Source organism: Sediminibacterium sp. FW305-C-269, from assembly GCF_058231045.1.
The window spans coordinates 858,143-883,708 of sequence record NZ_JBIQXQ010000001.1 but is presented as its reverse complement, the minus strand read 5'-3'; the positions used below and the strand labels follow the sequence as shown (position 1 = coordinate 883,708).

The window sequence follows — 25,566 nt, the reverse complement described above, 5'->3', positions numbered from 1 at the left end:
TTGCCTGTTCGCAGGCGGGATTCTTTCATAGCTATAGTAATTGTTACAAACATTAACCCTATTTTGCTCATGCCGCAAATAAGAACCGTAATTACCGGAACAGGGAGTTTCATTCCACCGAACATCAAGACCAACAAAGATTTTGTCCACCAGGATTTTTACAGTGAGGACCACGAACATATTGTTGCTGCTCCCAATGAGATCGTAGACAAATTCAGGGATATCACCGGAATTGAAGAGCGCCGTTATGCAGATGCCGATATGAACTCTTCCGATATGGCTGCTATTGCTGCCCGCAGAGCCATCGAAGATGCCGGCATTGATCCGGAAACGCTTGACCAAATCATCGTAGCACATAATTTCGGGAACATCTTATCCGGAAGTATCCAAAGTGATGCCTTACCGGCCTTATCATCCCGCGTAAAACAATCACTGGGCATCCATAACCCCAATTGTGTGGCCTATGATATCTTATTCGGCTGCCCCGGATGGATACAGGGTGTGATACAGGCCGATGCCTATATCAAAGCCGGCATCGCCAAAAAATGCCTGGTCATCGGAACAGAAACGCTAAGCAGGGTGATCGACAAATACGACCGCGACAGCATGATCTTCAGCGATGGAGCCGGTGCTACCATCATTGAAGCCGTAGAAGGCAGCGAGCAAGACAGTGGCATACTCGCCACGAGCGTGCAAAGTCATTGCGTGGAAGAAGCCTACTACCTGAAATACGGACATTCCTACAATCTGAAAGCCGACCAGAACATCCGTTACATGAAGATGAAGGGAAGAAAAGTGTACGAATACGCCATCAAGAACGTACCACTGGCCATGAAAGCCTGCCTGGAAAAATGCGGGTTACAGGTGACAGATGTCAAAAAATTCTTCCTGCACCAGGCCAACGAAAAAATGGATGAAGGTTTTGTAAAAGCACTCTACAAACTCTACGGTCTGCGCGAAGTGCCCAATGGCATCATGCCCATGAGCATCCATAAATTCGGGAACAGCTCTGTAGCCACCATACCCACCCTGTACGACCTGGTGAAACACGAACAACTGGGCGCTCACGAACTGGAAAAAGGAGACATCATCCTCTTCGCCTCCGTAGGCGCAGGCATGAATATTAATGCGATCTGTTACAGGGTTTGAACAATGAGTGAATGATAGAATGAGTGAATGTTAAGACTCCCAACCATTCTATCATTCTATCATCCTATCATTATCAATAACCTCTTACGTTCTTTCCTTCCATAAAATTCAGGAAAGCTTTGTTCACCACTTTATTTCCGCCGGGTGTGGGGTAGTTGCCGGTGAAGTACCAGTCGCCGGTATTGGTGGGGCAGCTGTCGTGCAGGTCTTCGATGGTCTGGTAGATGACTTCTACCTGAACATCCACTTCCTGCGGGGTAATCAGTTGTGCAATCTTATCGGAGATCTCCTGGGTGGTGAAGGGTTTGTATACCTGCCGAACCACATTTTCGGTATGCAGCTGGTTGGTTCGTTGTAATTCTTTTACTTTTTCCAGCAGGTCGGTGAGTATATGTTCCATATTCCGCTCTTTCAGCAAAGCAATAGCGGCACGGAAAGCGATAAAATCGCCGAGTTTACTCATATCGATACCGTAACAATCCGGGTAACGGATCTGCGGAGCGGAAGAAACCACTGTGATCTTTTTGGGTTGCAGACGCGCCAGCATCCGCACAATACTTTCTTTCAAAGTGGTACCGCGTACAATACTGTCGTCGATCACCACCAGCGTATCTTCTTTTTTGCGTACGGTACCATACGTGATATCATACACGTGCTGTACCATTTCATTTCGGTTGGCATCTTCGGTAATGAAAGTGCGGAGTTTTACATCCTTGATCGCGATCTTTTCCTGGCGGATCTTCCGGTTCACCATCTCTTCCAGTTTCTCGGGTGTAAAATCCTTACCCCAACTGAGAATACGTTCTACCTTGATCTTATTCAGGTATTCCTCCATGCCTTTCACCAGACCGTAAAAAGCCACTTCGGCAGTATTGGGTATGTAGGAGAAGATGGTATTCTTCAGGTCATAGTTGATGTTCTCAAGAACGGTCTTGCTGAGGTGATGTCCCAACGCAATACGCTCCCTGTATATTTTCTCATCACTTCCGCGTGAGAAATAGATGCGTTCAAAACTGCAGGCCCTTCTTTCTTTGGGCTCCAGCACCTGCACCATCTGATAATTGCCTTTATCATCCACGATCAGGGCCATACCAGGCATCAGTTCCAGCACTTCATTTTCGCCTACATTGAACGTAGTACGGATGGCGGCACGCTCACTGGCTGCCACGATCACTTCATCGTTGATGTAATAATAGGCAGGACGTATGCCATGTGCATCGCGCATCACAAAACTGTAGCCGTTGCCCAGCAGACCGCCAATGGTATAACCACCGTCGAACAACGGAGTGGCTTTTTTCAGTACGGTAGACACATCAGCTGCATTGGGGTGTTGGGCATCTTCTTTGGACAGGAAATGATGCAACACTTCCATCATCGCTGCCAGATCGCTCTGTTTCTGGAACTCACCGGGATCCATATTGATGAGATCAAATAACTCATCCGTATTCACCAGGTTAAAGTTTCCCGCAAGGGCCAGGTTCTTACCCGGCATCAGATCTCTTTTGATGAAGGGGTGACAGAACTCCACATTGTTCTTACCCTGTGTTCCGTAACGCAGATGGCCCAGCAGCAGTTCTCCCAGAAAAGGAAGATGACCCTTCATCAGGCCGGGATGCTGTTTGATATCGGGCTGGTATTTTTCCAGTTCAGAGATCTCCTGGCCAACCTTAAAGAAAATATCGGCAATGGGTTGCTGTGCGTTACTGCGCATGCGGTGTAAAAAAGGACTACCGGGTTCGGTATTCAGTTTTACGGCGGCGATACCTGCCCCATCCTGACCGCGGTTATGTTGTTTCTCCATCAGCAGGTACAGTTTGTTCAGACCGTACGTAACAGAGCCATGCTTTTGCAGGTAATAGGAAAAGGGCTTTCGTAACCGAATGTAGGCAAGACCACATTCGTGTTTGATTTCGTCGCTCATGCGGAGTATTTAAAAAGAAAGTGGCGAAGTTACAACTCCGCCACGTTTTTTCAGGTTAATTATAGACCGTTTCCATCTCCGGATGCAGGGTTTCTGCCAGCCAGAGGAACTCATTAATAAAAATATCTATGTTTTTCTGGAACGAAGGATCTATGAGCCGGGCCTCTTCATCAAATTTCTTGTCCACAAAAGGCGTAACCAGCATATACGGCGATGCAATGCCGAATAAAGCCGGCACCAGCAGCAGCAATTGCTGTGTGGCACGCATACCTCCCATGGCTCCTGGCGAAGCGGTCACTAAACCAAAAGCCTTATGCTGCTGCTTGGGAAAATGGTCCAGTAGGTTCTGTAAAGCCGGTGAATAACTGCCATTGTACTCGGGAGTCACCAGAATGAAGGCATCTGCTGCAAACATCCTCTCCGCCAACGGTTTATATTCAGCCGGAACCTTCTCCATACTGCTAAAGACCTCTTGCAGCAGCGGCAGGTTCCAGTCGCGCACATCAATAACGTTCACTGTATGATGGGTTTTCTCTGCCAGGGATTTCTGCAGGTATACTGCCACCCGGTGCGATACACTGTCTTTTCTTGGACTTCCAGATATGATCTCAATGTTCATGTATATATTATTTATCTATTTATCTTATAAACCACCCAAAGTGGTTCATTAATGATTGATCGGTACCTCTATAACAATAAAAGAGGCTTCCTGTTCGGTATGCAGGGTAAAAGCATCCGTATCCCAGATACCGATGGCATCGCGGGAGGTGAGTGTTTGTCCGTTGACAGACAATACACCTTCCAGTACAAAAACAAATACGGCTTTGTTCTGCGGGTTCAACAGATATGGGATATCCCTGTTCTGCTCAAACCAGCCCAGCTGCAAACGAGCATTCTGGTTGATCCAGCAATGTTCCGTTCCTTCTTCGTTGCTCACGATGGTCTTCAGTTGGTTCTTTCGCTTTTCCTGCGGGAAATACCTTTTCTGGTAGCGGGGACTAATATTCTGCAACTTGGGTTCGATCCAGATCTGCAGGAATTTGACTTCTTCCTCACCAACATTGTGCTCTTCATGCCGCAGGCCTGATCCGGCACTCATCAGCTGTACCCAGTCTTTCTCCACAACCTCGGAATAACCCAGGGTATCCTTATGGTTCATTTTGCCCTGCAGCATCACACTGATGATCTCCATATTGGCATGTGCGTGCAGGCCAAAACCGCCACCGGATTTCACCGTATCGTCGTTAAACGTGTGCAGCAGTCCAAAACTCTTTTTAACAGGATTCTGGTAAGATGAGAAGCTGAACGAGAACCGGCTCTGCAGCCATCCCAGGTCTTTCAACCCTCTTTCAGATGCCGGATATAACAGGTATTGCATACAAGAATAGTAATGTGGCCAGGATCAGTACTGGTCCTTCTTATGAATGATTTGCCAAAGCCATACGAACTTTCAGCATGCCGATATACTGGTCCTTATGCTGCAGAATGCCCAGACCGTTCAGTATCACCATCAGCACCGCAAGGCCCGGCTGGTGAGCGATCAGCAATTCAAACAACAGGATATTGATGGTAATAGGAGCAATCAGTACCAGACCCAGTGCCCTTGTTTGGGGAACCAGCATCAAGACGGCAAAACTGATCTCCAGCAGTTTCACTACCAGCAAAAAGTTAGTGCTGAATAATACGCCCACAAAACTGCCCGCATTACCGGCCATGGGAGGCATACTGATGAAATGGAAAAAATAGTTGGACCCGAATACCAGGTAGATCAATGCCAGTAAATACACCGGCAGGTGTTTTATCAGTTTCATGTACATTATATAGATTGTTAGGAATAACCAACCGATTATCTTCTCACGTACAATGGTTGGTAATGTGTACCGGCCCGGTATTCACCAGACCGGTATACATTATTATTTAAGCCTGTTTGATCATTTGAACACCCAGGTGCAGTTTCACTTCGTCACTCACCACTACACCACCGGCTTCTGTGGTAGCGCTCCAGGTAAGGCCGAATTCTTTACGGCTGATCTTACCGCCGATCTCAAAACCCGCTTTTACCTGTCCGTAAGGATCGGTAACGGTGCCACCGTATTCAACGGCCAGTTCTACGGGTTTGCTGTTGCCACGGATGGTCAGGTTACCTTTCAGCAGGTAGTTACTATCGTTCAGTTTTTCGAAAGAAGTAGAGGTAAAGCTCAGTTTAGGGAAACTGGCAGCTGCAAAGAAGTCATCACTTTTCAGGTGAGCATCACGCTGTTCGTTGTTGGTAGAAATACTGTCGATATCCGCCTCAAAAGAAATTTTGGCATCGCTGAAATCAGCGGCGGAACTTTCCAGGGTAGCATCAAACTTGTTGAAGTTACCGGTTACATTGGTGATCATCAGGTGTTTTACCTTGAAAGTGATCTCACTGTGTGCTGCGTCGATTTTGTAAGTTGACATTTTTTTTGTTTTAATTGTTTGTATTTGTAATTGATGTAAGGGCTCCGTTAATTATTCGGTCTCGATGTGCATGGGTACATCGATCAGTAAAAATTCAGCGGCGGTATCTGCTTTGATGTGGATGGTATCTGTATCCCAGATCCCCAGTCCGTCGCGGTCAGATACGGTCTCGCCATTCAGGGTCACGGTTCCGTTCAGGATGAAGGCATAAACGCCATTCCCTGTTTTCCGGATCTGATAGCTGGTGGTCAGGTCTTTTGAGAATCTACCCAGCGAAAACCAGGCATCCTGGTTAATGAAAACCGCCTTGTCGTCATCGGGAGCCACCACCGTCAGCAACTGGTTATTCCTGTCTTCGGGTTTAAAGCTTTTCTGTGCATATCTCGGCTCAATATTGGCCAGTTTCGGAAATACCCAGATCTGCAGGAATTTAACTTCCTTGTCTTTGTTGGCGTTCATCTCGCTGTGTGCAATACCGCTACCCGCGCTCATGATCTGAACATCGTGCTGACGGATGATCTCATCACGTCCGGTACTGTCTTTATGGTGCAGGTCGCCATACAGGGGGATCGACACAATCTCCATGTTATCGTGCGGGTGTTTGGGGAAACCCATACCCTTGGCAACAGTATCGTCGTTCAAGACCCGTAAGGCACCAAAATGCACCCGCTCGGGATCGTAATAGCTACCAAAACTGAACGTATGGTAACTGTTGAGCCAGCCAAAATTGGCATGACCCCTTGTGTTGGCTTTATGTATGATTGTTTTCATGTCTGTTATCTTTATTACGTGTATATACACGTATTTGTTCAAAAAAATTTATCCTTCGGTCAGCCTTACTTTTTCAAGCAGGACATTCAAATCAACGGCATCCTGTTCATTGATCACCAATGATTCATCCATGATCCTGTTAATCACCTGGGTACTGGCTTCCAGCAGGGTAATGCCGCCCTGGGTAAGGGTAATGACGGTCTCCCGTTTATCGATAGCCGAGGTGGAGCGTTTCACCAGCTTTTTAATTTCCAGCCTGTCAATGATCCTGGGAACGTTCGAGTTCTTTTCTATCATCCTGCAGGCGATGTCCCTAACACACATCTGGTCGGGGTATTTACCTTTCAGAATCCGTAACACATTGTATTGCTCATGTGTCAGTCCAAACTCCTTCAGTTCCTTACTCATCCGCGTTTTCAACCACCAGGCGGTATATAATATGTTCAATCCTGCCTTATGCACTTCGTTCCTGAATTTGGTACTTTGTATAGCCTGTTCTAATTTCACAACACAAATGTATGTACATACATGCAATTTACCAAATGTTTTGGAAACTTTTTTCTGGGTGGTTGATTTTCAATGGGTTGGGGAAGTGAGTGGTGAGTGGGTAGTAGGTAGAGATGGGAATGGTGAATGGTGAATGGTGAATTGGCAATAGTGAATCGTCAATCGTGAGTGGTCAGACGTGAGTGGGTAGTGGGTAGGTGCGAACAAAAGGGTGAGCATGCTGCTCACCCTTTTGTTTATATAACTTCTTTCCGGGCTCCCTACTCACCACTCCCGCACCCATTCACAATTCACTATTGACAATTCACGTCTCACGACTCACTACTGGTTGCTCCTCGCCTTCTCAGCATTTTCTGCCGACTTGCGCCATTCTTCCAGGCCCTGGCAGGCAGCGTATTCTTTATCAATAGATATGAAGTACGTAGGGATATGGTCTTTGAACCATTTTTCCAGTGCACTGCTCTTCTTTTCTTCCAGCGCTCTTTTGGCAACGCGGTCGTAGTCTTCTTTCAGGTTCTCGCGGTGCGGCTCGGTGCGGTTACGCAGGTAGATCAGGCGTACCACCTGGCTTCCCCTCTCGTCCTTGTACAATTGTGGTTTGGAATAGTCACCGGGTTTCAGGCCTTTCAGCAATACCACGATATCCTTGTCCAGCTGATCAATCGACAGGAATGTGGTGGGCGAGCCAGTGGCATCGCGACCGGAAAGGGCACCTGCACTGAATTTACTGTTCTCGTCGTCGCTGTATTTGTTCACCGCGGCACCAAATGTAAGTTCACCGGCTACCAGTTTGTTCCTGACAGAGTCCAGCAGTTTTTTGGTTTCGTTGATCTCATCTTCGGTCACCGGCGGAATACGAAGGATATGTTTTACCACCGCTTCATCACCCGAACGGCTCACCATCTGAATGATGTGCAGACCAAATTTCGATTTGATCACCGGTGAGATCTGGCCTTCCTTCAAACGGAAACAGGCCGACAGAAAAGCAGGGTCCCAGGAGCCTTTATCGTTACGGTTCAGGCTGTACTGACCGCCGTTTTCTTTTACGGCAGGGTCTTCACTGTACAGTTTGGCCAGCTGGTCAAACTTTTTGGGTCCCTGTGTCTCTGCCTGGCGTTTGTAATCGTATAACTGCTTCGATACATATTCTTCCACATCCTTATTGGCTTTGGGGTGGATCACGATCTGGCTCACTTCGATCTCGCTCTCGTAAAAAGGCAGACTGTCTTTCGGGATCTTATTGTAATAGGCTTTTACTTCGGTAGGGGTGATCTTGATCGCATCTACGATCTTGCTCTGCATCTGCTCAGACATTTTCTGTTCGCGCAGGGCTTCCTTAAAATCTTCCTTGATCTGGTACACGGTCTTACCCGCGATCTCTTCCAGGATGTCTTTGGAACCGTACTGCATGATGAAACTGCGGATACGGTTGTCCAGTGCCGCATCGATCTCTTCTTCACTCACGTTCAGGGAGTCTTTCTGCGCCTGCAATACCAGCGCCTTACGGATCAGCTGGCCTTCCATGATCTGGCATTCGGTAGGCAGGATCACGTTCTCCTGGCCCTGTGCCTGTCGCCTCATGTCGGCCATTGCATTCTGGATATCGGAACGGAGGATGATCCTGTCGCCCACCTGTCCCACAATTTTATCCGCCACTACTTTTTTGCTTTGTGCCGAAACGCTCATCGTTCCACAAACCAGAAAAGCCACTGCTGCTGAAAATAGGTACTTCATAAACTTCAATATCATTCAAATGTAATTATTCAACCCCGGTTTCGCTTGCGGGGTGCGGCTTTTAACAAAATATATATATTAGCTGTGAGCCTTGAGCTATGAGCTTTTAAATGGAAAAGGTATAGAACAAATCATGTCGTCTATACCTTTCCTGCTCGCAGCTCAAAGCTCATAGCTGCTCCTTATAAAGTCCTTTTCACTTCTTCTTCTTCGAACGCTTCCACGATATCCCCTACTTTCAGGTCGTTGAAGTTCTTGATGGTCAGACCACATTCCATATTGGTCGCCACTTCTTTGGCATCGTCCTTGAAACGTTTCAGGCTGCCCAGCTCTGCGCTCTGTCCTTCTCCTTTGGGATATTCCACAATACCATCGCGGATGATCCTGATCTTGCTGTTCCTGGCGATCTTTCCTTCCAGTACATAACAACCGGCCACAGTGGCTTTGTCGAACTTGTACACTTCGCGTACTTCCACGTTGGCGGTGATCTTCTCCTGGTACTTGGGTTCCAGCATACCCTCCATCGCGCTCTTGATCTCGTCGATGGCCTGGTAGATGATGGAGTAGAGTTTGATCTCCACACCTTCTGTTTCAGAAAGTTTATTGGCCTGCATGGACGGACGCACGTTAAAGCCGATGATGATGGCATCTGATGCGGTTGCCAGCAACACATCACTTTCAGAGATCTGGCCCACGCCTTTGTGTACCACGCGTACGGCGATCTCTTCGGTAGACAGTTTCTGTAAGGAGTCGCTGAGGGCTTCCACGGAACCGTCCACGTCACCTTTGATGATGATGTTGAGTTCCTTGAAGTTACCCAGTGCCAAACGACGGCCGATCTCATCCAGGGTAATATGTTTCCTGGCACGCAGTCCCTGCTCGCGCAGGATCTGGGCACGTTTGGTAGCGGTCTCTTTGGCTTCGGCCTCGTCTTCGAACACTTTGAACTTCTCACCGGCCTGAGGCGCACCGTTCAGACCCAATATCACTACCGGGGTGGATGGCGGCGCTTCTTCAATACGCTGGTTACGCTCGTTGAACATGGCTTTCACACGTCCGAAATGCTGTCCTGATACGATCAGGTCGCCCTGGCGCAGGGTACCGTTCTGAACCAGGATGGTAGCCACATAACCGCGGCCCTTATCCAGCGAAGCTTCAATAATGGTACCGGAAGCTTCCCTGTCGGGATTGGCTTTCAGGTCCAGCACTTCGGCTTCCAGCAATACTTTTTCCAGCAGCAGGTCTACATTCAGCCCCTGTTTGGCAGAGAGTTCCTGGTTCTGGTATTTACCACCCCAGGCTTCCACCAGGATATTCATCTGTGATAACTGCTCGTATATTTTCTGCGGATTGGCTCCGTCCTTATCAATTTTGTTCACCGCAAAGATCATCGGAACACCTGCAGCCTGTGCGTGGCTGATGGCTTCCTTGGTCTGGGGCATCACCGCATCGTCGGCCGCAACCACGATAATGGCGATATCGGTTACTTTGGCACCACGGGCACGCATGGCAGTGAACGCTTCGTGACCCGGTGTATCCAGGAAAGTGATGGCTTTGCCGTTGGGCAGGGTCACTTCATAGGCACCGATGTGCTGGGTAATACCCCCGGCCTCACCAGCCACCACATTGGCGCTTCGAATATAGTCGAGCAATGAGGTCTTACCATGGTCTACGTGACCCATGATCGTTACGATCGGAGCCCTGGGAACCAGGTCTTCCTCATCATCTTCGTAGTCCTCATCTTCCATTTCATCGGCATCTTCCAGTCCAATGAATTCCACTTCAAAGCCGAATTCACTGGCTACCAGTTCAATCACTTCCGCATCCAGACGCTGGTTGATGGATACCATGATACCGAGGTTCATACATTTTCCGATCACATCGGCAAAACTTACGTCCATCAGGTTGGCCAGCTCACTTACGGTAACAAATTCCGTTACCTGCAGTTTGTTGTCAACGGTCTCCTCGCCCATGGCTTCAGCAGCCTCATCGCGTTTGGCGCGGCGGTATTTGGCTTTCAGGCTCTTACCACGTCCACCCGTACCGGCCAGTTTGGCCTGGGTTTCGCGGATCTTCTCCTGAATGGCTTTCTGATCGATCTCTTTTTCCTCCCTGCGTACAGCCGGTCCACGGTTGCCACCGCCACGGTTGCCACCCTGGCCTCCGCGGTTAAAGCCACCCTGTCCGCGGTCGCGTCCGCCGGTGTTGTTGTTGGCAGGAACGATCGGACGGTTGGGCCCGGTTGTAGGACGTCCATTGGCATCACGCTGAACGGCGCCGGCTTGTCCCGGACCACCCGCTTTGTCTACGGGAATACGTTTGCGTTTGCGTTTTTCATCCCTGGCCATGGGTTTGGGACGGGTATCGCTGTTAACAGGTAACTCGATCTTTCCAAGAATTTTGGGTCCTTCCAGTTTCTCTGCCTTGATATTGGTGATGGTTGGTCCGGTCTCTTCTTCGGGCTTTGGCGCTGGTGCTGGCTCCGGTACGGCTGTCACAACAGGCGCTGGGGGTACCACCGGTGCTGCAGGTATTTCTTCTTTGGCAACGGCTTTGGGTGCCTCTTCTACTGCAGGTACTTCTTCCTTCTCTTCTTTTTTCTTTGCTGTCTTTTTCGGCCTGGTAGAGGAGTCGATCGCAGAAAGATCGATCTTGGTGATCACTTTCGTGCCTTCCAGTTCCGGGGCTTCTATTTTAGCCACTTCCGCTTCTGCGGGGGGTGGCGGTGGGGTAACCGGTGTTTCGGCTACAGGCTCCGGTTTGGGGGCTTCTACTACCGGTTCGGCGGGTTTGGGTTCTTCTTTCGCCGGTTTTTTCTCTTCTTTCCTGAATGATATCTCTTCCTCGTCTTTTTTCTTCTTAGGCTCACCCTGCGCCGCTCCCTTGGGTATCTCTACCTGGTCGGCTTTGTTCTTCGCTACTTTATCGCTCTGGAACTCTGCCTGCAGTGCATAGTACTGGTCTTCCTGCAGCTTAGCGGTGGGCTTCAGGTCATCGCGGTTAAATCCTTTCTTCACCAGGAACTCGATCAGGGTGTCCTGACCAATGTTGAATTCCTTGGCGGCTGCTAACAGTCTCGGTAATTTCAGTTCTGACATTCAGTAATTTTTAGTCCATAGTCAATGGTCGACGTCCCATGAACAATGGACTATGGTCCATGGGCTTTTTAAAGTATCGTTCAGACTATCTATTCGACAAAGATAGTTCCTTAATAGCTGCTTACTCTTCTCTATCGAACTCTTCCTGCAAGATTCTTCTCACTTCGTCAATGGTCTCTTTCTCCAGGTCGGTCCTTCTTTCCAGTTCCTCAGCGGTCAGTTTCAGGATGCTGCGGCCGGTATCGCAACCAATGCGCTTCAGTTCCTCGATCACCCATGGCTCGATCTCGTCTGAGAACTCATCCAGGTCAATATCGAACTCATCCACCACTTCCTCGTCCTCGCGGTACACATCGATCTCGTAGCCGGTCAGTTCGCAGGCCAGTTTGATGTTCACCCCGCGGCGGCCGATAGCCAGGGATACCTGGTCGGCTTTGAGGTATACTTCGGCGTGTTTTTTCTCATTGTCCAGTTCCATATAGCTGATCTTGGCCGGTGTTAAGGAACGCTGGATCAGCAGCTGGATATTGGTGGTAAAGTTGATCACGTCAATGTTCTCGTTCTTCAGTTCGCGTACGATACCGTGGATCCGGCTACCTTTCATACCCACGCAGGCACCCACGGGGTCAATACGGTCGTCGTATGATTCCACCGCCACTTTGGCCCTTTCTCCCGGATCGCGAACGATCTTTTTGATGGCGATGAGGCCGTCGAAGATCTCTGGCACCTCAATTTCGAGCAATTTGGCCAGGAACAGCGGGCTGGTCCTTGACAGGATGATCACCGGTGAGTTGTTCTTCAGGTCTACCCGGGCCACCACAGCGCGGATATTCTCACCTTTCTTGAAATAATCCTGCGGGATCTGCTCCGATTTGGGCAGGATCAGTTCATTGCCTTCCTCATCCAGCAGCAATACCTCTTTTTTCCATACCTGGTATACTTCTGCGCTGATGATATCGCCAATGCGGTCGCCATATTTCTTGATCAGTACATTCTTCTTCAGGTCGCTGATACGGCTGGCCAGGGTCTGTTTGGCCGCCAGGATGGCGCGACGTCCGAAATCGAGGATGTCCACTTCTTCGTACAGTTCTTCCCCAACTTCAAAGTCGGGTTCGATCTTGATGGCCTGGGTATAGGCCACTTCGGCCAGCGGGTCCATCACTTCACCATCTTCCACGATCATACGCCTGCGGATGATCTCAAGGTCACCCTTTTCGGCGTTTACGATCACGTCAAAATTATCATCACTGCCGAATTTCTTACGGAGCAGGGTTTTGAACACATCTTCTACCACTTTCATCATCGTTGGACGATCGATATTCTCTGCGTCTTTGAACTCCTGGAACGCCTCAATCAGGTTGATACTGGCCATAATTCAATTTTTTAGTACGGTGCCGTGCCGCGGGGCGGTACGGGTTTAGAATTTTATTTGAACGATTGTTGATTGTATGTTACTGAAAGGTACCACCAGTTGCCGGGTTACCGCTTTTTTTCCTTTGCCCTCTGTGTGTTCAATGATCAGGTCTGCCTCGGCCACCGACAGCAGTTTGCCTTCTTTTTTGGTGCCGTCCGTAAAGCTGATCTCCACATCGCGCCCGATATTTTTGGTGTACTGGCGGTGCAGTTTCAGGGGTTCATCGATGCCCGGTGAGGAAACTTCCAGCGAAAATTCACCCTCGGGGTACATGCCGCTTTCTTCGATCAGTTTGTACAGGGCCCGGTTAAAACGAACACATTTTTCAATGGTGATGCCATTGTCCCCGTCAATGAACACTTTGATGTTATTGGTGGGTTTGATGCGCACAGATACGGGAAAATATTCCGTTTCCTCTGCCAGCACGCTGTTCAGCATCTGTTCGATGGCCTGTATTGCCGTTTCATTTGCCATATGTAAAAAGGAGAAGGGAACGGTAGCCGTTCCCTTCTGTTGATTCTTTGATAGTGCAAATGTAGTGTAAATGAGCCTATACCGCCAAATTTCTTTCTGTATCGACCCGGGCTTCGCCGTTTACCGGGAGGGCCTGGTTTTAGGGAATGGTTTTAACAGTTCCTATACCAAGATTTCCTGTTACCGGTGCGATATTCTTTACCTTTACGCCCTTATGTTCAAGATGATCCTATACGGCTTCCTGATCTACCTGGCTTACAAATTCATATTTGAGCTGGTGATCCCCGTGAGCAAAGCCACATCGCAGGTTAAAGACAATCTCCGCAAGATGCAGGAAATGCAGCAGGCACAACAACAGCAGTACCGCCAGCAGCAACAGCAGGCCCAGGCCCAAGCACAACAAACTGCCGCCAAAGAATCCGCCACCAAAAGTGGTGATTACATTGATTTTGAGGAAGTTAAATAAATCTTTCCCCCTCAACCTATCCATCAGTCCCTTTTTACTTTTGAATTTTGACTTTTGAATTTTAAATTCTCCATTCAAAGCCCCAGATCCAAAACCGTCTGCGGCCATACCAAATGCAAGGTCTGCAGACCTGCTTCTCTCGCCCCCACCAGGTTTTTCGCAGTATCATCAATGAACAGGGTTTCAGCGGGGTCCAGTTGCTGTTCTGCGAGTATTTTCTGATACGATTCCACATAGGGTTTCCGCATGCCCAGGGTATGGGAATAATAGGCTTTGATGAAATAGCTGTCGAAATCGGTACAGTTGTTCTCCCGGGCAAGGATCTCCGTGAAAGCATCGTAATGGATGCTGTTGGTATTGGAGAACAGGTAGACCCGGTATTTTTCCCTGATCCTGTTCAGCCAGTCGAGCCGCTCCTGCGGAAAATCGAGCATCAATGCGTTCCAGGCCTGCCTGATCTGATCATCGGTCAAAGCAGTGCCGGATTCCTGGCGGAATGCGTTGTAGAATTCCCGGTCGCTGATCCTGCCAGTCTCCAGTTGCTCGAACAGGTCGTTGGAATGGTGCTGGTTGAACATACCGGGGAATGCCGTAACACCGAGATCGATGAATGCCCGCTCGGTCAGACCAAAATCGAGGTTCATAAAAACCCCGCCCAGGTCGAATAGGATGTTTTTGGTCAATTTGAAAATTTGAGAATGAGAAAATTTGAAAAGGCTGATTTGCCATGGTCAAATGGTATTCAGCGACCAATATGCAGGCAAGTAATGGCTTGATTTTCAAATTTTCAAATTTTCAAATCAGATTTTACTGGTCTTTTCTCTATTTTTGCCGCCTTGAATAGCAGAAATGTTATTCGGGCCTATAGCTCAGTTGGTTAGAGCACCTGACTCATAATCAGGGGGTCCCAGGATCATGCCCTGGTGGGCCCACTTGAAAATCAAGCACTTACACAGTTTTTCTGAGTAGGTGCTTTTTTATTTGCACATGTTTTGATACATCTATGCTTTTCTTGCACATTATAGAAAACTACTTATCGGTAAAAAAAAATCGTCAAATTCATTTAGAAAGAGTCTAGATAGTAATATATTCAATTAATCTAATATCAAAACCGACATTTAAATGCGTTCTATTCAAGTGGATCCTTTAATTCCCGCCATTTATTTTAAGGGGTACCAAATACCTCAAATAACAAAAGATTATGTAGAACTTCAAAATGGTCAAATTAAAAGGCTAAGATTTCTTAAAAACTTTTTCTCCGATGTTCCCTTTCCGGAAGAAATTCATGAAACTCTTTTTATAAAAAGAGAATATCTAGAACTAGATATTCCAAAAGAGATAACTGGAGGATTTCCATATAGATGTTTTATACGAGAGCCACATTATTACTTTTTTTTCCTTAAATACAGAGATGATGTATATCTCGATATTAATGGCACCCCGATAACAGAAGTTCAATATAATATTTATAAAACGGCATTTCTTAAGGGCTATTGGAACGGTTATTCAAAACTAGCAAACGAACATCTCTATTTTCACAATGCACTTCTTGATAAATATAGCCTTGTAGAAACAATTTTTAATTTTTGGTATAACCCCTATTCAGAAGATCCTTTGTTTTTTTCTTTCCGCTTCAATTTAGATCCAGAATATTTTGAAAGAATGGGAGGTTACTTCGGCATACAGTATTTTTTTGATGAAACAATGAAAAAGATTGATATAAAAGAAAGAAACACTTTATTGGATAAGGTTTATCTAAGCAAAAACATATTACCCAAAGATCATTGCGATTGTTTCTCATTCTTATCTGATACATTTCTATTTCAAATTCAAAATGCTATTAAATTTAAAAAAAGAAATGTCTTTAATACAATGTCATTAGAAGAAGCCTTTAGATTTATTGAGTAGCTAAAAAAGGAAAAGAATTTAAAAGATGAACGTTTAATAAGCGATAGTCAGTTATATATTTTTTTTAAAAGGGCTTTCTTAGGTGAAGAAATTCCTAAAGCACAAATAAATATTTCGAGCGAAAGGGGTGGAAAAGAATTTGTTTATTCGCTTTTTTATGATTTTTATTTTGAGTGCATTGATAAATATAACTCCGAAAATAATAATAGAGAAGACTATATAAGACTTCTGACTGATAACTTTTTAGGTTTTGATTTTGAGACAGTAAAAAGAAACTTTCGTAAGAAATAGCCAAACACATTTTTTCATGGTTTAAGCACAACATCTTAATACCTATTTCAATAATTTCTTGTTTTACACCAGCATTAATCATAAACTACTGGTGATGAAAACTTACAATCCTTACCTTGAAATCTTTGAAAAACTCGACAGTTTGTCCTCTGCTGTGAACAAAATACTCTCCATGCACGAAAAGAGAGTATTTTCCAACCAAACCATGGAGGCATCCTCAGAATTCCTATTCATTGAAGATGTTGAAAAACTACTTAAGATGCCAATATCCACCATTCGGCATCACATTGAAAAACACAAGCTCCCATGTTATAAAGCCACAAAGCCATTGAGATTCAAAAGATCCGAAGTACTCAAATGGTTTGAAGAATACTCTCACTCCCCAGATAGATTTAAAATAAAACCAACAAGTATCCTTAAACAAAGATAGGTAGTGGTTGCAGCCACTACCTATTGTAAACATTTAATTGTCGAGTATGTCGAAGTTATATACTCTGGAAGAAATTATCAAACATAATTCTTCCAGACAGATTCATCACGCCTATACTTTTAGCTACTTAGTGGAAGGAGGTCAATCATTACCGAACCTGAAGTCAATCTGGGGCAAGTACATTTTCGAGAACGGATTAATTCACTTCCCATCACTTCGAGGATCTGCCAAAAGTCTTCTTATGATGCAGATTTGTTTGGCAGTAGCATCAAACCAAACAAAGTTCCTCGGAGAGATCATTGAACTAAACGGCAAAACGCTTTTCATAGACTTTGAAATGCCCGACTTCTTCCTTAAAAGAAGAGCTTATAAACTGTTTAAGGGCTCTCCATTTAACCTAAGGCCATACGTTGATGATTTTCTGGTCTTTTCCACAAGACAATCATTCGAGGCATCTTTCGATACGATAATTAAACTCATTGTTCAAGAAAAACCAATCCTCATCGTCATTGATAATCTCCGAACAGCAATTAAAGGAAGTAATACAAATTCAGCAGTAGACATGACTAATTTCTTTGCCATTTTAGGCGGGATTAGAGAGATATATCAAGTGGCTATTGTGGTGATTGATCATTTAAGAAAAGGAACTAAAAACCTAAAATCAGACAGTGATCTTCAAAGTGGTAGCGGCGTAAAAACTGATTTAAGTGACGGGGATTTTCAAATAAGGCATTCAAGCCAGTCTAAGGATCTACGGCTCATAAAAAGGTTGAAATCCAGAATGTTCGAAGAATCTGACAAAACAAAATTAGTTAAACTAAATCCAGAGACATTATGGTTTGAATTAGTAGACGAAGACGTAAATGAGTCAGAACATATTTTCTTAAACGCATCTTCTGACAAAGAAGAACTAATTGATCTGGCTCAGGATCTAAAGAAAAACGGGAAATCATACCAGGAAATAGCTCAAATCCTGGCGAAGCCAAAAACAACCATCTACAGATGGCTAAATCAGCAAGGTGACTCATCGTAACCAAAGTGTTCCATTCCGTTCCATTTCTGGAAAACTGGAACATCGGAACGGAATGGAACGGAATTTAGAAAGTAAACCTTTAACGCTTTATCTCTATTAAACATAAAACAAAAGACATGAAAAAAGTCCACTTTATATCCCAGGCAAAAGGAGGTGCCGGTAAATCATTACTAACATATTTACTGGCCCTTAAAAATCAATTCAATATCCGCTCATACTTTATTGATCTGGATAGCTCTGTCATGACGAGCAGTAAACAACTTCAGTTCTTAAAGGGTCAAAAACCTACAAGGTTCGCCATAATGAATCTGTTGGATGGACGGGATAAACTTGATCGCCAGCTCCTGTTTGAAAATCTGCTGGAGTTAACACAAAAAGATTACGATGATTTCTATCTGGACTTTGGTGCACCAGAAAGCGACCAGCTTCCTTCCCTGTTTACTAAAGACTATACAGCAGCAGAATTTAAACAGATTGAACAAGAACTCAACTGCGAGTTTATATTCAACATCATAGTCGCTGGCGGAGGAGCCTACCCAGGCTGCACACAATATCTTCAAAAGATGGCAGATGCATTAGATGGTAATTTTCAACTAAACATCTATGCCAATCAGGCCACTTTCCAAAATCACCTTTCACTAATTGATGAACTAAGTTCCTATACTGAGTCTAAACAAAATAAAATCAACTCATTGAAACTGTTTGGCGACTTTGATATTACGACAGCCCCACACAAAAACATACTCAGAATAATAGAACAAGGGCGAGGGACTGAGGCCTACGTGTTTATTGAAAAGATTAAAATTCAAAAAGAACTTTCAAAAATCTAATAATGGAATCACAAAACTTAAACATAGAAAATTTAGCTGCAAAAATTACGCTTAAGTATGGAGTTAAGCTAGATGAAACCAGTTTGACCATTCTGACAATACTACAGAAAGAAATTGGAGATAAGATTACGGTGCAGAACCAAAAACTAGATCAAGCAGCTAACGCCATTGAACGATCAAAAAAATCTTTATCGGTAGATTCAGATCATCCCCGATGGCAGGCTTTCTGGTTTGGAATGGGCAAATGGGGAGTAGCCAGTTGTCTGCTTATTATTCTGTTAGGCATTTACACTCAGTTTTACATAAGCGAACAGCGCAAGAAAAAAATTGTGGACGACTGGTGTTGGTGGTATAAATCCTATTACAGCGAAACAAAAGGGATGTCTAAAGGTGCGGCGGAAGAATGGTTAGCGAATCATCCAATGCCAGCCCAATAATGAATCGACACTAATTTACTTTTTGAGCCTTGGCGCAAAAAGCAAGATCGAAATCCGCCTGCGGTTTCACATCTTGCCTGCTTTACTAAATCGACGTGAATACATTGAATTTAAACGTGCCATTCATTCTCTATTTAAAACTGGCTTATTTCATTTTATGTCTGCTTAAATACATTCATATCCGTTCAATCTTAATTGAATCTCTATGCAAAAACAATATATCCGGGATATCCTCCTATCTGGTAGATGGCGTGCGTATAGTATTGTTGTCGACACCTATATAAATGAAATTCAAGAGCTAAAACCAGCGCTATTTAAGACCTGGCTTTCAAAAGAGTTAGAAATTGATGAAGATAAAATCAATCTTAACAGCCTCTATTCTGCTTTCAAAAGGCATCGTGATAACCATTCTAAAACTGTACAAAAGGGGAATGCAATTAGGGTCGATAATTATAATATAGTATCAAAAGATTCGACATTTAAGTTTAGTAGTCCAGATCTTACCCAAAACAAACCTCGAATTACTGAGCAATAATATTAAAATGAACAAAAAAGATGACCCATCAAAAGTTTTAACAAAGCGAGCAACAATCAGATATACTGAATCAGAATACAAAATGGTCAAAGACAAAGCTGCTGATTCAGGGAAAAGTTTCTCAGATTATTGCAGAGAAGTAACTATCAAAGGATTCGTTCAGGCTATAAGAAAGAGCCAGGAGTTAAATGAGATTCGTGAGCTTAAGTCTATACTTATCCAATATAAAAGCAACTTTAGCCGAATAAGTAACCTTATTCAGAACAAAGATGCCCGACTAAATAATGAGATACTGAAATTAAAAGACTCTTTGCAACTGCTTATTGAAAATATCCGATTATGATTGGGAAAGCAAAATCTAATCAAAGCCTAAATGCAACTATTTCTTATAATCTTAAAGAAGGCGCATCATGCATATATCAAAACAAACTTGATGGTCTTGATATTAGTGACCATCAGCTACAAATGGAAGACCTACAAAAATGCTATAAGGGACGCAGTAAGCAATTAACAATACATGCCATTCTATCGCCAGGAATAGAAGATGGGAAGAATCTCTCTCATGAAAAGTGGAGCCAAATTGCGAGTAGATATCTTCTGAAAATGAACCTTATAGAACATCAGGCGATTGGTTTTCTTCATAAGGATAGGGAACACCACCACCTTCACTTAATAATAAATAAAGTAAATGACAGTTCCTTAAAATTATATCATGATTCGTATATCGGAAAAAAAACACAAAAAGTAGCCGATCAAATTGCTGAAGAAATGAATCTGGAAAGAGCTCGTAAAATTATGTTTCAAAGGAGGCTGCAGGCAATTAATGAAAAAGACATAGAAAGTCCTCTTAAGTCCACAATATCAGGAGATAAAGGAATAAAGCTAAAAATGAAACTAATACTGGAAGAAGCAATTCAGGTAAAACATAAGGATGCTGAAAGTTTTTTTAAGGCTTTGGAGAAGAAAAACCTGATCATTCACAGGTACAAAAACAACCAAACTAAAGAATTGCGTGGCTATGGAGTCGAACTTGGAGGATGCGTTATGGATGCATCGGCAATCGGCAGAAAATACACCCTCCGGGCATTAGGATTACAAACCAGCTCTATGAGCAATAACAATACGAAAACAAATTGCAAAAGAACTAGTGGGCAACTAGTAAAATTGATAAATAATAAAGGGAAGAAAATACTGGAAGAGTTAGGGGCCAATTATGGTATCTACAAAGAAAGCTTAAAGTACGATCGAATTTTAATGTTACAAAGAAATAATTATTATTACCTAGCGATTCAGAACGACAGCAAAGGGTATACGCTATACAATACTTACACTAAAACGTATGAAGGCGAAAAAGACATTACTACAATTTTTTCTGATAAAAAGCACCAAACTATTGTAGTACAAGATCTTTTTAGCTACCTCCTATGGAAACAAGAGCACAGGAAAGAAAGATTCAACTTCCTCATAATAAACTCCCCGTCTAATAAAGAAAAACTATCCGAAAAGATAGCCAGTCTTCCGTTGTCAAAAATTACTATAGCCTTGATAAATCAACCTGGCAGTGAGTTGGTAAATAAGATAATACTAGACTATATTAAACAGTTATTTATAGGAGATTCGCATGTCCCTAAAAGAAAACAAGGATTTAGTACTATTGAATTCACTAATAGACTATCTATTCCCAAAAGTCACATAGAAGTTGAAGAAGAACAGGAACCTCAGTTAAGGCAATCAAAACGAATAAGATAGCATCAAATCAATTCCGGCTAAAATAGTTCCGGAAGATAAAATCATCCTCCCACCACAGTTCCACCTCTTTTTGTTTAAGCCATTCAAAATAACGACCAGCCAGAGAATAATCACTATTAGGAGATACTACTTCAATTTTATACTTTTCACACAAGCGAATGAGCTTAATAAAAATTTCGTGAATATCAAACTCCCATTCGCTATTGCCGGATATGTCAATTTGATTATTGTATGAGAAACATACCTCAAGTATTGATTCTCGATGATCCTGATCAAAGCCAGTAAAAGGCAACTCTTTGTAGACTTTTGAAATTTCTGATTTTAGATAAATACAGATGTAGCCATCAGTTTCTGTATCATCATAATACTCTAAACAAATAAGTGCTATCTCGGAAAGTTTATATTTTTTATCATCTTCTCTATCTCTCCTGTCAATTATACGCACTAAGTCGTTGGGTGGGTCAAAAATAAAACTGATCATATTTCACTATTCAATAATTGATATATTATTTAAAATATGGAATTGAGCAAGAGCGGAATCCTGTGATTTACGGCTAAAAACACCTTCTTTTATCAAGATGTCATAATCTTCTTTTTTTATAGTAAAGTTGATTTTAAGCTCACGTATTTCCATACTACACTTAACAGGATTTTCCGTGGCATGCTCCACTCGGAAAAATAAGGGGATGTTTTCTGTTGCTTTATATGCTTTCATTTTATGAGGTTTATCTAAAGATAAGAAAACTTCTTTAAAGTTGACATATTTTGTCATGTCTTATTTTGTCTTGTACATTACGTTCACTTTCTATCTAACTTAGCCCAAAACTCAAAAATGGAACAAAGCTTAGGCTCAACAATACGCAATTTGAGAAAATCAAAAGGCCTTCTTATACGCGAAGTAGCGGCAGCATTGTCAATAGACGCAGGTTTACTAAGTAAAATTGAAAACAATACTCGTTTGCCTACTAGAGAACATGTTAAACAATTTCAACAGTTTTATAAGGATAACTCAAATGAAATATTATTGCAATATCTTAGTGATAAGGTGGCTTATGAACTGTCAGAAGAAAACTTAGGGGTCAAGGCCCTACAACTAGCTGAGGAAAAACTTAAATATCAAAAAAATAACACTACAAAATCAACATAATAGCATGACCACATTTTTGGGCGCAAAGGGATCGGTAGGCAATGCTCTGAGTGTGGATTTTTCCTGTAAGTAATAAAAGTACAAAAAGCTATGAGCCGTGTTCTTATAGCGTTTGTCAATGAATAACAGGAGCTGGTCATCCTTTAAAACGGAAGCCAACTCAATTAGTTTAGAGGGGGTCAACATGCTCCGGAATCTACATCAGGTTTTTGTTTATAGGATGTTTAGCTGTCACTGTCGGATGGTAATTTGTCGGGTTGTGGGTGGCGTTTTTTATTTTTTTGAAAGGTCGGGAAATTTTTAAAAACAATTTTTCTCTGCGTTGCTTTGCAAGCTCTTTGACAAAGCTTTGCCTTGCGGGTTGGCATGTGGGGCTTTGGCAATATGCTTGAAAAATGCGTAGGCTATTTTCATTACATATAAAAGGCATAAGATTCTTTAGGTTGCTCATTTTCGCCCATATACTTCATTATTTCCCCAACTCGTCTGGCACAGCCAATTGTGATTGGGTATTTGTTGTCGAATTGAGTGTTGTTCCAATTCATCTTTGTTAGTCCAAGAATTTCTTTGCAAACTGTCTTAACTGAAGAAACTGACTCTACTATTCTCACTTCCAAAGGAGCAGGAATATACATTCCGGGATATGTCTGATATTGATGAACTGAACCTCTCGTATATAAGATGTGTCGTTTTTCAGTCAAGGTAAAAACTGAACCTCTAACTGGTGGATATAGATTATTTCTAAAGAAACGTAAATCGGTTTCCATAACCGTTACGATGTCATATTCTGTGATTCCTAAATCCTGCATTGCCTGAATAAATCCATCAAGTTCGTCTTCATAATATTTTGATGTCTTATGCAAGACGACACGGCCTGGCATTGTGCCAGTTGCAAATTTGTATTTAGTTAAAGCATCTTTAAGAAGGCTTAAAGATTGGTCATAAGTCAGGTGAGGCTTTTTGTCGTCTTTGTCTTCCATTACAGGGGTTCCACGAAGAATTACGCCTTTACCATTTTCATTGAAGATTTGAGCTAAACTAGTTTGAATGGTCTTTTTATCTCGACTTCTGTAAAAACCAATTCCAACAAAGCAAACTTTTGGTCTATTCTCGTCTACATCTAATTTCCAAGGTATTGTTTGAAGTCCTTTATAATATAGTGCCGTGCAAAAATTCCATGCTTTTGTTGCTGCATCTTGAGATTTATTGTTGTCGTGTAAAACATATTCTCTGAGGAGTTGAATGGGAGTATTGTATTTCATTGCACGGGCTTTTAATGCACGTCTAAAATTTAATTCCAATTCAGGTTCTCCATTATCATCAGCATTTTGTTCTACGGGTTCATCTTCTTTATTTTCCTTTACAATTTTTCCTTCAAAACTTTTAGGAATAATACAAACGATAACATCACAGTTCTTTATGTCAGACAGAAAACCGATGTTGTCACCAAATAAGTCAACAGCATCTAATACTTTCTTATCCCTGTCAGGTTCTTTTAAAATCTTCTTAATATCATTCGGAGAAAGTATACGTTCGTAATTAGAATCGTAAATAAATTTAGCACAGAACCCTTTCTCTTGATTAAAGCCGGGAAATGACTTGAATAGTCCTTTTTGCTTGCCTTTTGGACTTGCAGGAATATAACTTTCAAATCGTCTAAGCCAGCTTTTCAGGTTTTCAACATCTTCTTCAATGCCAATAATTCCAAGTAGTAATTGATTTTTTCTGGCTTCAATAACGGTGTCGTAAACGCTTAATTCGGAAATGCCTTCTCTTGGACAAATGCTTTTGCCTTTGCCAAATAATAAAAATGGTTCTAGAATGTAATCTGCCTTCATATTCCAAATAAATCTACGTTACCATCTTCGTCAGTCATCTTTTTTTGATTGCCTATTGCTTCCAAACTACTCCACACAGAATCTGGAATTATAGGGGCAAAATCAAATTTTTCAATTTGCTCCAATTTTAAGAAAGGATAATCCTTGTATTCCGTAAATAGTGATTCCATTTGTGGCGGCTGGAGATAACGAAGTATGAAATTGTAATGATTAAATACGTGCATGTTTCGCTCGTTCTTTTTAAGCCATTGAATGTTCTTATATGCATAATTACAAACTTTTAAATCGCTCCACAGGAATATCCATTCTGGTTTTAAAGCCAAATACCAGTCTTTTTCAAAGTTCTCAAAACCAGTTTTGAAGGCCAAACATTTAAGATTGAATACCTTAGACTTGTCCTTTAAATTATACTTTACGTCAACAACTTTACGGGTTGCTCGCTTCACCGTTTTTGTCCACTCAATAGACCTTGGCTGCCATGTGCCTAACTCATCAGATTGTGAAGGAAGAAATACAAACATTTTCTCTTCTTTGAACCATTTGATTTTTAGTTTGTGAAGTTTTGCTTCAAGGCACTTCTTTAAAAGATACTTGAATTGTGACAAATGGTCTGATGATGTGTCGTAAAATTCATCACAAGCAAAAGACTCTGCTGTTCCACTATCAATTATTTTGGTTAAGCCTATTGAATCATCTTGAAGATTGTGAAAAGTAATGATTTTCCCATCCCAAACTAACCAGTCATGAGGGAATGAAATGCCTTGCATATACAGTGCTGAAACTGCATAGTCGTGCAAATTCGGTTTAAAAAAAGAACGTTTTCTTTCTTTGTTATATTGCTTTACTGCTTTTTTATCAATGTCCAAATCAGCTATAAAGATTTGGCTTGGAAACTGGATTCTTACCAAGTTAGAGTAAACAGATTCGGTTCTATTAAAATATTCGTTCTGCTTTTTATCTATTTCGGTCTTTAGTGCTTGTTCAAGTTCTCTTTCCAATTCAAAAGCATCATTAACCGTTTTTCTGAAATAGTTTGGCTCAACTCGACCTTCAAATGCTTTTTGTAAATCTTCTTTAGGATAAGTAGTGTTAATAACCAACACAGGAATATTTTTGCTTCGTGCAATTTGGTATTCTAATTCGGTGATAGATTCTTTTCCTTCGGGCTGCCAACCATAACGACTACCTAGAATCAGCACGTAAATATCTGATTCCATTACCTTGCTCAGACAAGCAGTAAGCGAATCTGTGCTTTGTGCCTCCATAGTTTTTTCTGACATCACAGGGAACCCGCCAACCTTGTTCACAGCATTGTATGCAGCTGTTCTTTCGTTGTTTAAATCGAAAACGGTGCTACTAATGAATATTTTGGGCTGTGTGATGAACATA

The 25,566-nt window shown here is 43.0% G+C and carries 27 protein-coding genes and 1 tRNA gene; 12 read left to right on the top strand and 16 right to left on the bottom strand.

Going from position 1 to position 25,566, the window contains the following annotated elements; translation table 11 throughout:
• The first annotated feature begins 69 nt into the window (after window positions 1-69).
• Window positions 70-1,149, top strand: a complete 1,080-nt coding sequence (locus ACH3Y6_RS03790; RefSeq protein ID WP_490834245.1) for a 3-oxoacyl-ACP synthase III family protein — start codon at window positions 70-72, stop codon at window positions 1,147-1,149.
• Window positions 1,150-1,222: 73 nt separating this feature from the next.
• On the opposite strand, the gene ACH3Y6_RS03785 is transcribed toward ACH3Y6_RS03790, so the two are convergent.
• The 11 genes from ACH3Y6_RS03785 to ACH3Y6_RS03735 all read right to left on the bottom strand — a co-directional run bounded on the left by ACH3Y6_RS03785 (window position 1,223) and on the right by ACH3Y6_RS03735 (window position 13,513).
• Complete coding sequence (locus ACH3Y6_RS03785; protein ID WP_490834244.1) at window positions 1,223-3,070, bottom strand: amidophosphoribosyltransferase; 1,848 nt, start codon at window positions 3,068-3,070, stop codon at window positions 1,223-1,225.
• Window positions 3,071-3,125: 55 nt separating this feature from the next.
• Window positions 3,126-3,689, bottom strand: coding sequence for an NADPH-dependent FMN reductase (locus tag ACH3Y6_RS03780; protein WP_490834243.1), 564 nt, complete (start codon window positions 3,687-3,689; stop codon window positions 3,126-3,128).
• Between the two features lie 48 nt (window positions 3,690-3,737).
• Window positions 3,738-4,448, bottom strand: a complete 711-nt coding sequence (locus tag ACH3Y6_RS03775) for a pirin family protein (RefSeq protein WP_490834242.1) — start codon at window positions 4,446-4,448, stop codon at window positions 3,738-3,740.
• Window positions 4,449-4,488: 40 nt separating this feature from the next.
• On the bottom strand, window positions 4,489-4,881 hold the full coding sequence (locus ACH3Y6_RS03770; protein WP_490834241.1) for a hypothetical protein: 393 nt from the start codon (window positions 4,879-4,881) through the stop codon (window positions 4,489-4,491).
• 106 nt (window positions 4,882-4,987) lie between these two features.
• Window positions 4,988-5,515: a YceI family protein gene (locus ACH3Y6_RS03765; protein ID WP_490834240.1), complete on the bottom strand. Its 528-nt coding sequence runs from the start codon at window positions 5,513-5,515 to the stop codon at window positions 4,988-4,990.
• 51 nt (window positions 5,516-5,566) lie between these two features.
• Window positions 5,567-6,286, bottom strand: a complete 720-nt coding sequence (locus tag ACH3Y6_RS03760) for a pirin family protein (RefSeq protein ID WP_490834239.1) — start codon at window positions 6,284-6,286, stop codon at window positions 5,567-5,569.
• Window positions 6,287-6,334: 48 nt separating this feature from the next.
• A complete protein-coding gene (locus tag ACH3Y6_RS03755) occupies window positions 6,335-6,793 on the bottom strand; it encodes a MarR family winged helix-turn-helix transcriptional regulator (protein ID WP_490834238.1) in 459 nt (152 codons plus the stop codon).
• 321 nt (window positions 6,794-7,114) lie between these two features.
• Entirely contained in the window at window positions 7,115-8,527 is a 1,413-nt protein-coding gene (locus tag ACH3Y6_RS03750) for a peptidylprolyl isomerase (RefSeq protein ID WP_490834237.1), read from the bottom strand.
• A 182-nt stretch (window positions 8,528-8,709) separates the two neighbouring features.
• A complete protein-coding gene (gene infB, locus ACH3Y6_RS03745; protein WP_490834236.1) occupies window positions 8,710-11,625 on the bottom strand; it encodes a translation initiation factor IF-2 in 2,916 nt (971 codons plus the stop codon).
• Between the two features lie 121 nt (window positions 11,626-11,746).
• A complete protein-coding gene (gene nusA, locus ACH3Y6_RS03740) occupies window positions 11,747-12,997 on the bottom strand; it encodes a transcription termination factor NusA (RefSeq protein WP_490834235.1) in 1,251 nt (416 codons plus the stop codon).
• A 45-nt stretch (window positions 12,998-13,042) separates the two neighbouring features.
• Window positions 13,043-13,513 (bottom strand): LSm family protein, encoded by a 471-nt coding sequence (locus ACH3Y6_RS03735; protein ID WP_490834234.1) that lies wholly within the window; start codon window positions 13,511-13,513, stop codon window positions 13,043-13,045.
• Between the two features lie 214 nt (window positions 13,514-13,727).
• Between ACH3Y6_RS03735 and ACH3Y6_RS03730 the strand changes: the two genes are divergently transcribed.
• Window positions 13,728-13,979: a hypothetical protein gene (locus tag ACH3Y6_RS03730; protein ID WP_490834233.1), complete on the top strand. Its 252-nt coding sequence runs from the start codon at window positions 13,728-13,730 to the stop codon at window positions 13,977-13,979.
• A gap of 74 nt (window positions 13,980-14,053) precedes the next feature.
• On the opposite strand, the gene ACH3Y6_RS03725 is transcribed toward ACH3Y6_RS03730, so the two are convergent.
• Window positions 14,054-14,662, bottom strand: coding sequence for an HAD family hydrolase (locus tag ACH3Y6_RS03725; RefSeq protein ID WP_490834232.1), 609 nt, complete (start codon window positions 14,660-14,662; stop codon window positions 14,054-14,056).
• Between the two features lie 175 nt (window positions 14,663-14,837).
• On the opposite strand from ACH3Y6_RS03725, the gene ACH3Y6_RS03720 reads away from it, so the two are divergent.
• The 9 genes from ACH3Y6_RS03720 to ACH3Y6_RS03680 all read left to right on the top strand — a co-directional run bounded on the left by ACH3Y6_RS03720 (window position 14,838) and on the right by ACH3Y6_RS03680 (window position 21,192).
• Window positions 14,838-14,911 (top strand) — tRNA-Ile (locus tag ACH3Y6_RS03720).
• A 190-nt stretch (window positions 14,912-15,101) separates the two neighbouring features.
• Window positions 15,102-15,887, top strand: a complete 786-nt coding sequence (locus ACH3Y6_RS03715; RefSeq protein ID WP_490834231.1) for a hypothetical protein — start codon at window positions 15,102-15,104, stop codon at window positions 15,885-15,887.
• A 385-nt stretch (window positions 15,888-16,272) separates the two neighbouring features.
• Entirely contained in the window at window positions 16,273-16,608 is a 336-nt protein-coding gene (locus ACH3Y6_RS03710) for a helix-turn-helix domain-containing protein (RefSeq protein WP_490834230.1), read from the top strand.
• Window positions 16,609-16,654: 46 nt separating this feature from the next.
• The gene (locus ACH3Y6_RS03705; protein ID WP_490834229.1) at window positions 16,655-17,641 is read left to right on the top strand and encodes an AAA family ATPase; all 987 of its coding nucleotides are present in this window, start codon (window positions 16,655-16,657) and stop codon (window positions 17,639-17,641) included.
• Between the two features lie 116 nt (window positions 17,642-17,757).
• Window positions 17,758-18,471 (top strand): P-loop NTPase family protein, encoded by a 714-nt coding sequence (locus ACH3Y6_RS03700; RefSeq protein WP_490834228.1) that lies wholly within the window; start codon window positions 17,758-17,760, stop codon window positions 18,469-18,471.
• 2 nt (window positions 18,472-18,473) lie between these two features.
• Window positions 18,474-18,908: a hypothetical protein gene (locus tag ACH3Y6_RS03695; RefSeq protein WP_490834227.1), complete on the top strand. Its 435-nt coding sequence runs from the start codon at window positions 18,474-18,476 to the stop codon at window positions 18,906-18,908.
• A 205-nt stretch (window positions 18,909-19,113) separates the two neighbouring features.
• Window positions 19,114-19,443: a hypothetical protein gene (locus ACH3Y6_RS03690; protein ID WP_490834226.1), complete on the top strand. Its 330-nt coding sequence runs from the start codon at window positions 19,114-19,116 to the stop codon at window positions 19,441-19,443.
• A gap of 7 nt (window positions 19,444-19,450) precedes the next feature.
• Entirely contained in the window at window positions 19,451-19,786 is a 336-nt protein-coding gene (locus ACH3Y6_RS03685; protein WP_490834225.1) for a plasmid mobilization protein, read from the top strand.
• Window positions 19,783-21,192, top strand: a complete 1,410-nt coding sequence (locus ACH3Y6_RS03680) for a relaxase/mobilization nuclease domain-containing protein (protein WP_490834224.1) — start codon at window positions 19,783-19,785, stop codon at window positions 21,190-21,192. The genes ACH3Y6_RS03685 and ACH3Y6_RS03680 overlap by 4 nt, the downstream gene beginning before the upstream one ends.
• Before the next feature lie 7 nt (window positions 21,193-21,199).
• Here the strand turns inward: ACH3Y6_RS03680 and ACH3Y6_RS03675 are convergent, their stop codons facing one another.
• On the bottom strand, window positions 21,200-21,673 hold the full coding sequence (locus ACH3Y6_RS03675; RefSeq protein WP_490834223.1) for a hypothetical protein: 474 nt from the start codon (window positions 21,671-21,673) through the stop codon (window positions 21,200-21,202).
• 6 nt (window positions 21,674-21,679) lie between these two features.
• Window positions 21,680-21,964 carry a hypothetical protein gene (locus tag ACH3Y6_RS03670; protein WP_490834222.1) on the bottom strand — a complete coding sequence of 95 codons (285 nt, stop codon included), beginning with the start codon at window positions 21,962-21,964 and terminating at the stop codon, window positions 21,680-21,682.
• 60 nt (window positions 21,965-22,024) lie between these two features.
• Between ACH3Y6_RS03670 and ACH3Y6_RS03665 the strand changes: the two genes are divergently transcribed.
• Entirely contained in the window at window positions 22,025-22,339 is a 315-nt protein-coding gene (locus ACH3Y6_RS03665; protein ID WP_490834221.1) for a helix-turn-helix domain-containing protein, read from the top strand.
• Between the two features lie 413 nt (window positions 22,340-22,752).
• Here ACH3Y6_RS03665 and ACH3Y6_RS03660 read toward each other — a convergent pair whose 3' ends face one another.
• Together ACH3Y6_RS03660 and ACH3Y6_RS03655 are read right to left on the bottom strand one after the other, a co-directional pair.
• Complete coding sequence (locus tag ACH3Y6_RS03660) at window positions 22,753-24,177, bottom strand: argonaute/piwi family protein (RefSeq protein ID WP_490834220.1); 1,425 nt, start codon at window positions 24,175-24,177, stop codon at window positions 22,753-22,755.
• Window positions 24,174-25,565 carry a DUF4062 domain-containing protein gene (locus ACH3Y6_RS03655; RefSeq protein ID WP_490834219.1) on the bottom strand — a complete coding sequence of 464 codons (1,392 nt, stop codon included), beginning with the start codon at window positions 25,563-25,565 and terminating at the stop codon, window positions 24,174-24,176. The genes ACH3Y6_RS03660 and ACH3Y6_RS03655 overlap by 4 nt, the downstream gene beginning before the upstream one ends.
• Window position 25,566 lies beyond the last annotated feature (1 nt).

Coding starts and splice junctions, on each gene's coding strand:
- ACH3Y6_RS03675 (WP_490834223.1), bottom strand. CDS start 21,673: ATGATCAGTTTTATTTTTGACCCACCCAACGACTTAGTGCGTATAATT.
- ACH3Y6_RS03750 (WP_490834237.1), bottom strand. CDS start 8,527: ATGAAGTACCTATTTTCAGCAGCAGTGGCTTTTCTGGTTTGTGGAACG.
- ACH3Y6_RS03780 (WP_490834243.1), bottom strand. CDS start 3,689: ATGAACATTGAGATCATATCTGGAAGTCCAAGAAAAGACAGTGTATCG.
- ACH3Y6_RS03765 (WP_490834240.1), bottom strand. CDS start 5,515: ATGTCAACTTACAAAATCGACGCAGCACACAGTGAGATCACTTTCAAG.
- ACH3Y6_RS03665 (WP_490834221.1), top strand. CDS start 22,025: ATGGAACAAAGCTTAGGCTCAACAATACGCAATTTGAGAAAATCAAAA.
- infB (WP_490834236.1), bottom strand. CDS start 11,625: ATGTCAGAACTGAAATTACCGAGACTGTTAGCAGCCGCCAAGGAATTC.
- ACH3Y6_RS03705 (WP_490834229.1), top strand. CDS start 16,655: ATGTCGAAGTTATATACTCTGGAAGAAATTATCAAACATAATTCTTCC.
- ACH3Y6_RS03790 (WP_490834245.1), top strand. CDS start 70: ATGCCGCAAATAAGAACCGTAATTACCGGAACAGGGAGTTTCATTCCA.
- ACH3Y6_RS03685 (WP_490834225.1), top strand. CDS start 19,451: ATGAACAAAAAAGATGACCCATCAAAAGTTTTAACAAAGCGAGCAACA.
- ACH3Y6_RS03700 (WP_490834228.1), top strand. CDS start 17,758: ATGAAAAAAGTCCACTTTATATCCCAGGCAAAAGGAGGTGCCGGTAAA.
- ACH3Y6_RS03660 (WP_490834220.1), bottom strand. CDS start 24,177: ATGAAGGCAGATTACATTCTAGAACCATTTTTATTATTTGGCAAAGGC.
- ACH3Y6_RS03715 (WP_490834231.1), top strand. CDS start 15,102: ATGCGTTCTATTCAAGTGGATCCTTTAATTCCCGCCATTTATTTTAAG.
- ACH3Y6_RS03695 (WP_490834227.1), top strand. CDS start 18,474: ATGGAATCACAAAACTTAAACATAGAAAATTTAGCTGCAAAAATTACG.
- ACH3Y6_RS03760 (WP_490834239.1), bottom strand. CDS start 6,286: ATGAAAACAATCATACATAAAGCCAACACAAGGGGTCATGCCAATTTT.
- nusA (WP_490834235.1), bottom strand. CDS start 12,997: ATGGCCAGTATCAACCTGATTGAGGCGTTCCAGGAGTTCAAAGACGCA.
- ACH3Y6_RS03735 (WP_490834234.1), bottom strand. CDS start 13,513: ATGGCAAATGAAACGGCAATACAGGCCATCGAACAGATGCTGAACAGC.
- ACH3Y6_RS03710 (WP_490834230.1), top strand. CDS start 16,273: ATGAAAACTTACAATCCTTACCTTGAAATCTTTGAAAAACTCGACAGT.
- ACH3Y6_RS03775 (WP_490834242.1), bottom strand. CDS start 4,448: ATGCAATACCTGTTATATCCGGCATCTGAAAGAGGGTTGAAAGACCTG.
- ACH3Y6_RS03785 (WP_490834244.1), bottom strand. CDS start 3,070: ATGAGCGACGAAATCAAACACGAATGTGGTCTTGCCTACATTCGGTTA.
- ACH3Y6_RS03655 (WP_490834219.1), bottom strand. CDS start 25,565: ATGTTCATCACACAGCCCAAAATATTCATTAGTAGCACCGTTTTCGAT.
- ACH3Y6_RS03670 (WP_490834222.1), bottom strand. CDS start 21,964: ATGACAAAATATGTCAACTTTAAAGAAGTTTTCTTATCTTTAGATAAA.
- ACH3Y6_RS03690 (WP_490834226.1), top strand. CDS start 19,114: ATGCAAAAACAATATATCCGGGATATCCTCCTATCTGGTAGATGGCGT.
- ACH3Y6_RS03680 (WP_490834224.1), top strand. CDS start 19,783: ATGATTGGGAAAGCAAAATCTAATCAAAGCCTAAATGCAACTATTTCT.
- ACH3Y6_RS03730 (WP_490834233.1), top strand. CDS start 13,728: ATGTTCAAGATGATCCTATACGGCTTCCTGATCTACCTGGCTTACAAA.
- ACH3Y6_RS03770 (WP_490834241.1), bottom strand. CDS start 4,881: ATGAAACTGATAAAACACCTGCCGGTGTATTTACTGGCATTGATCTAC.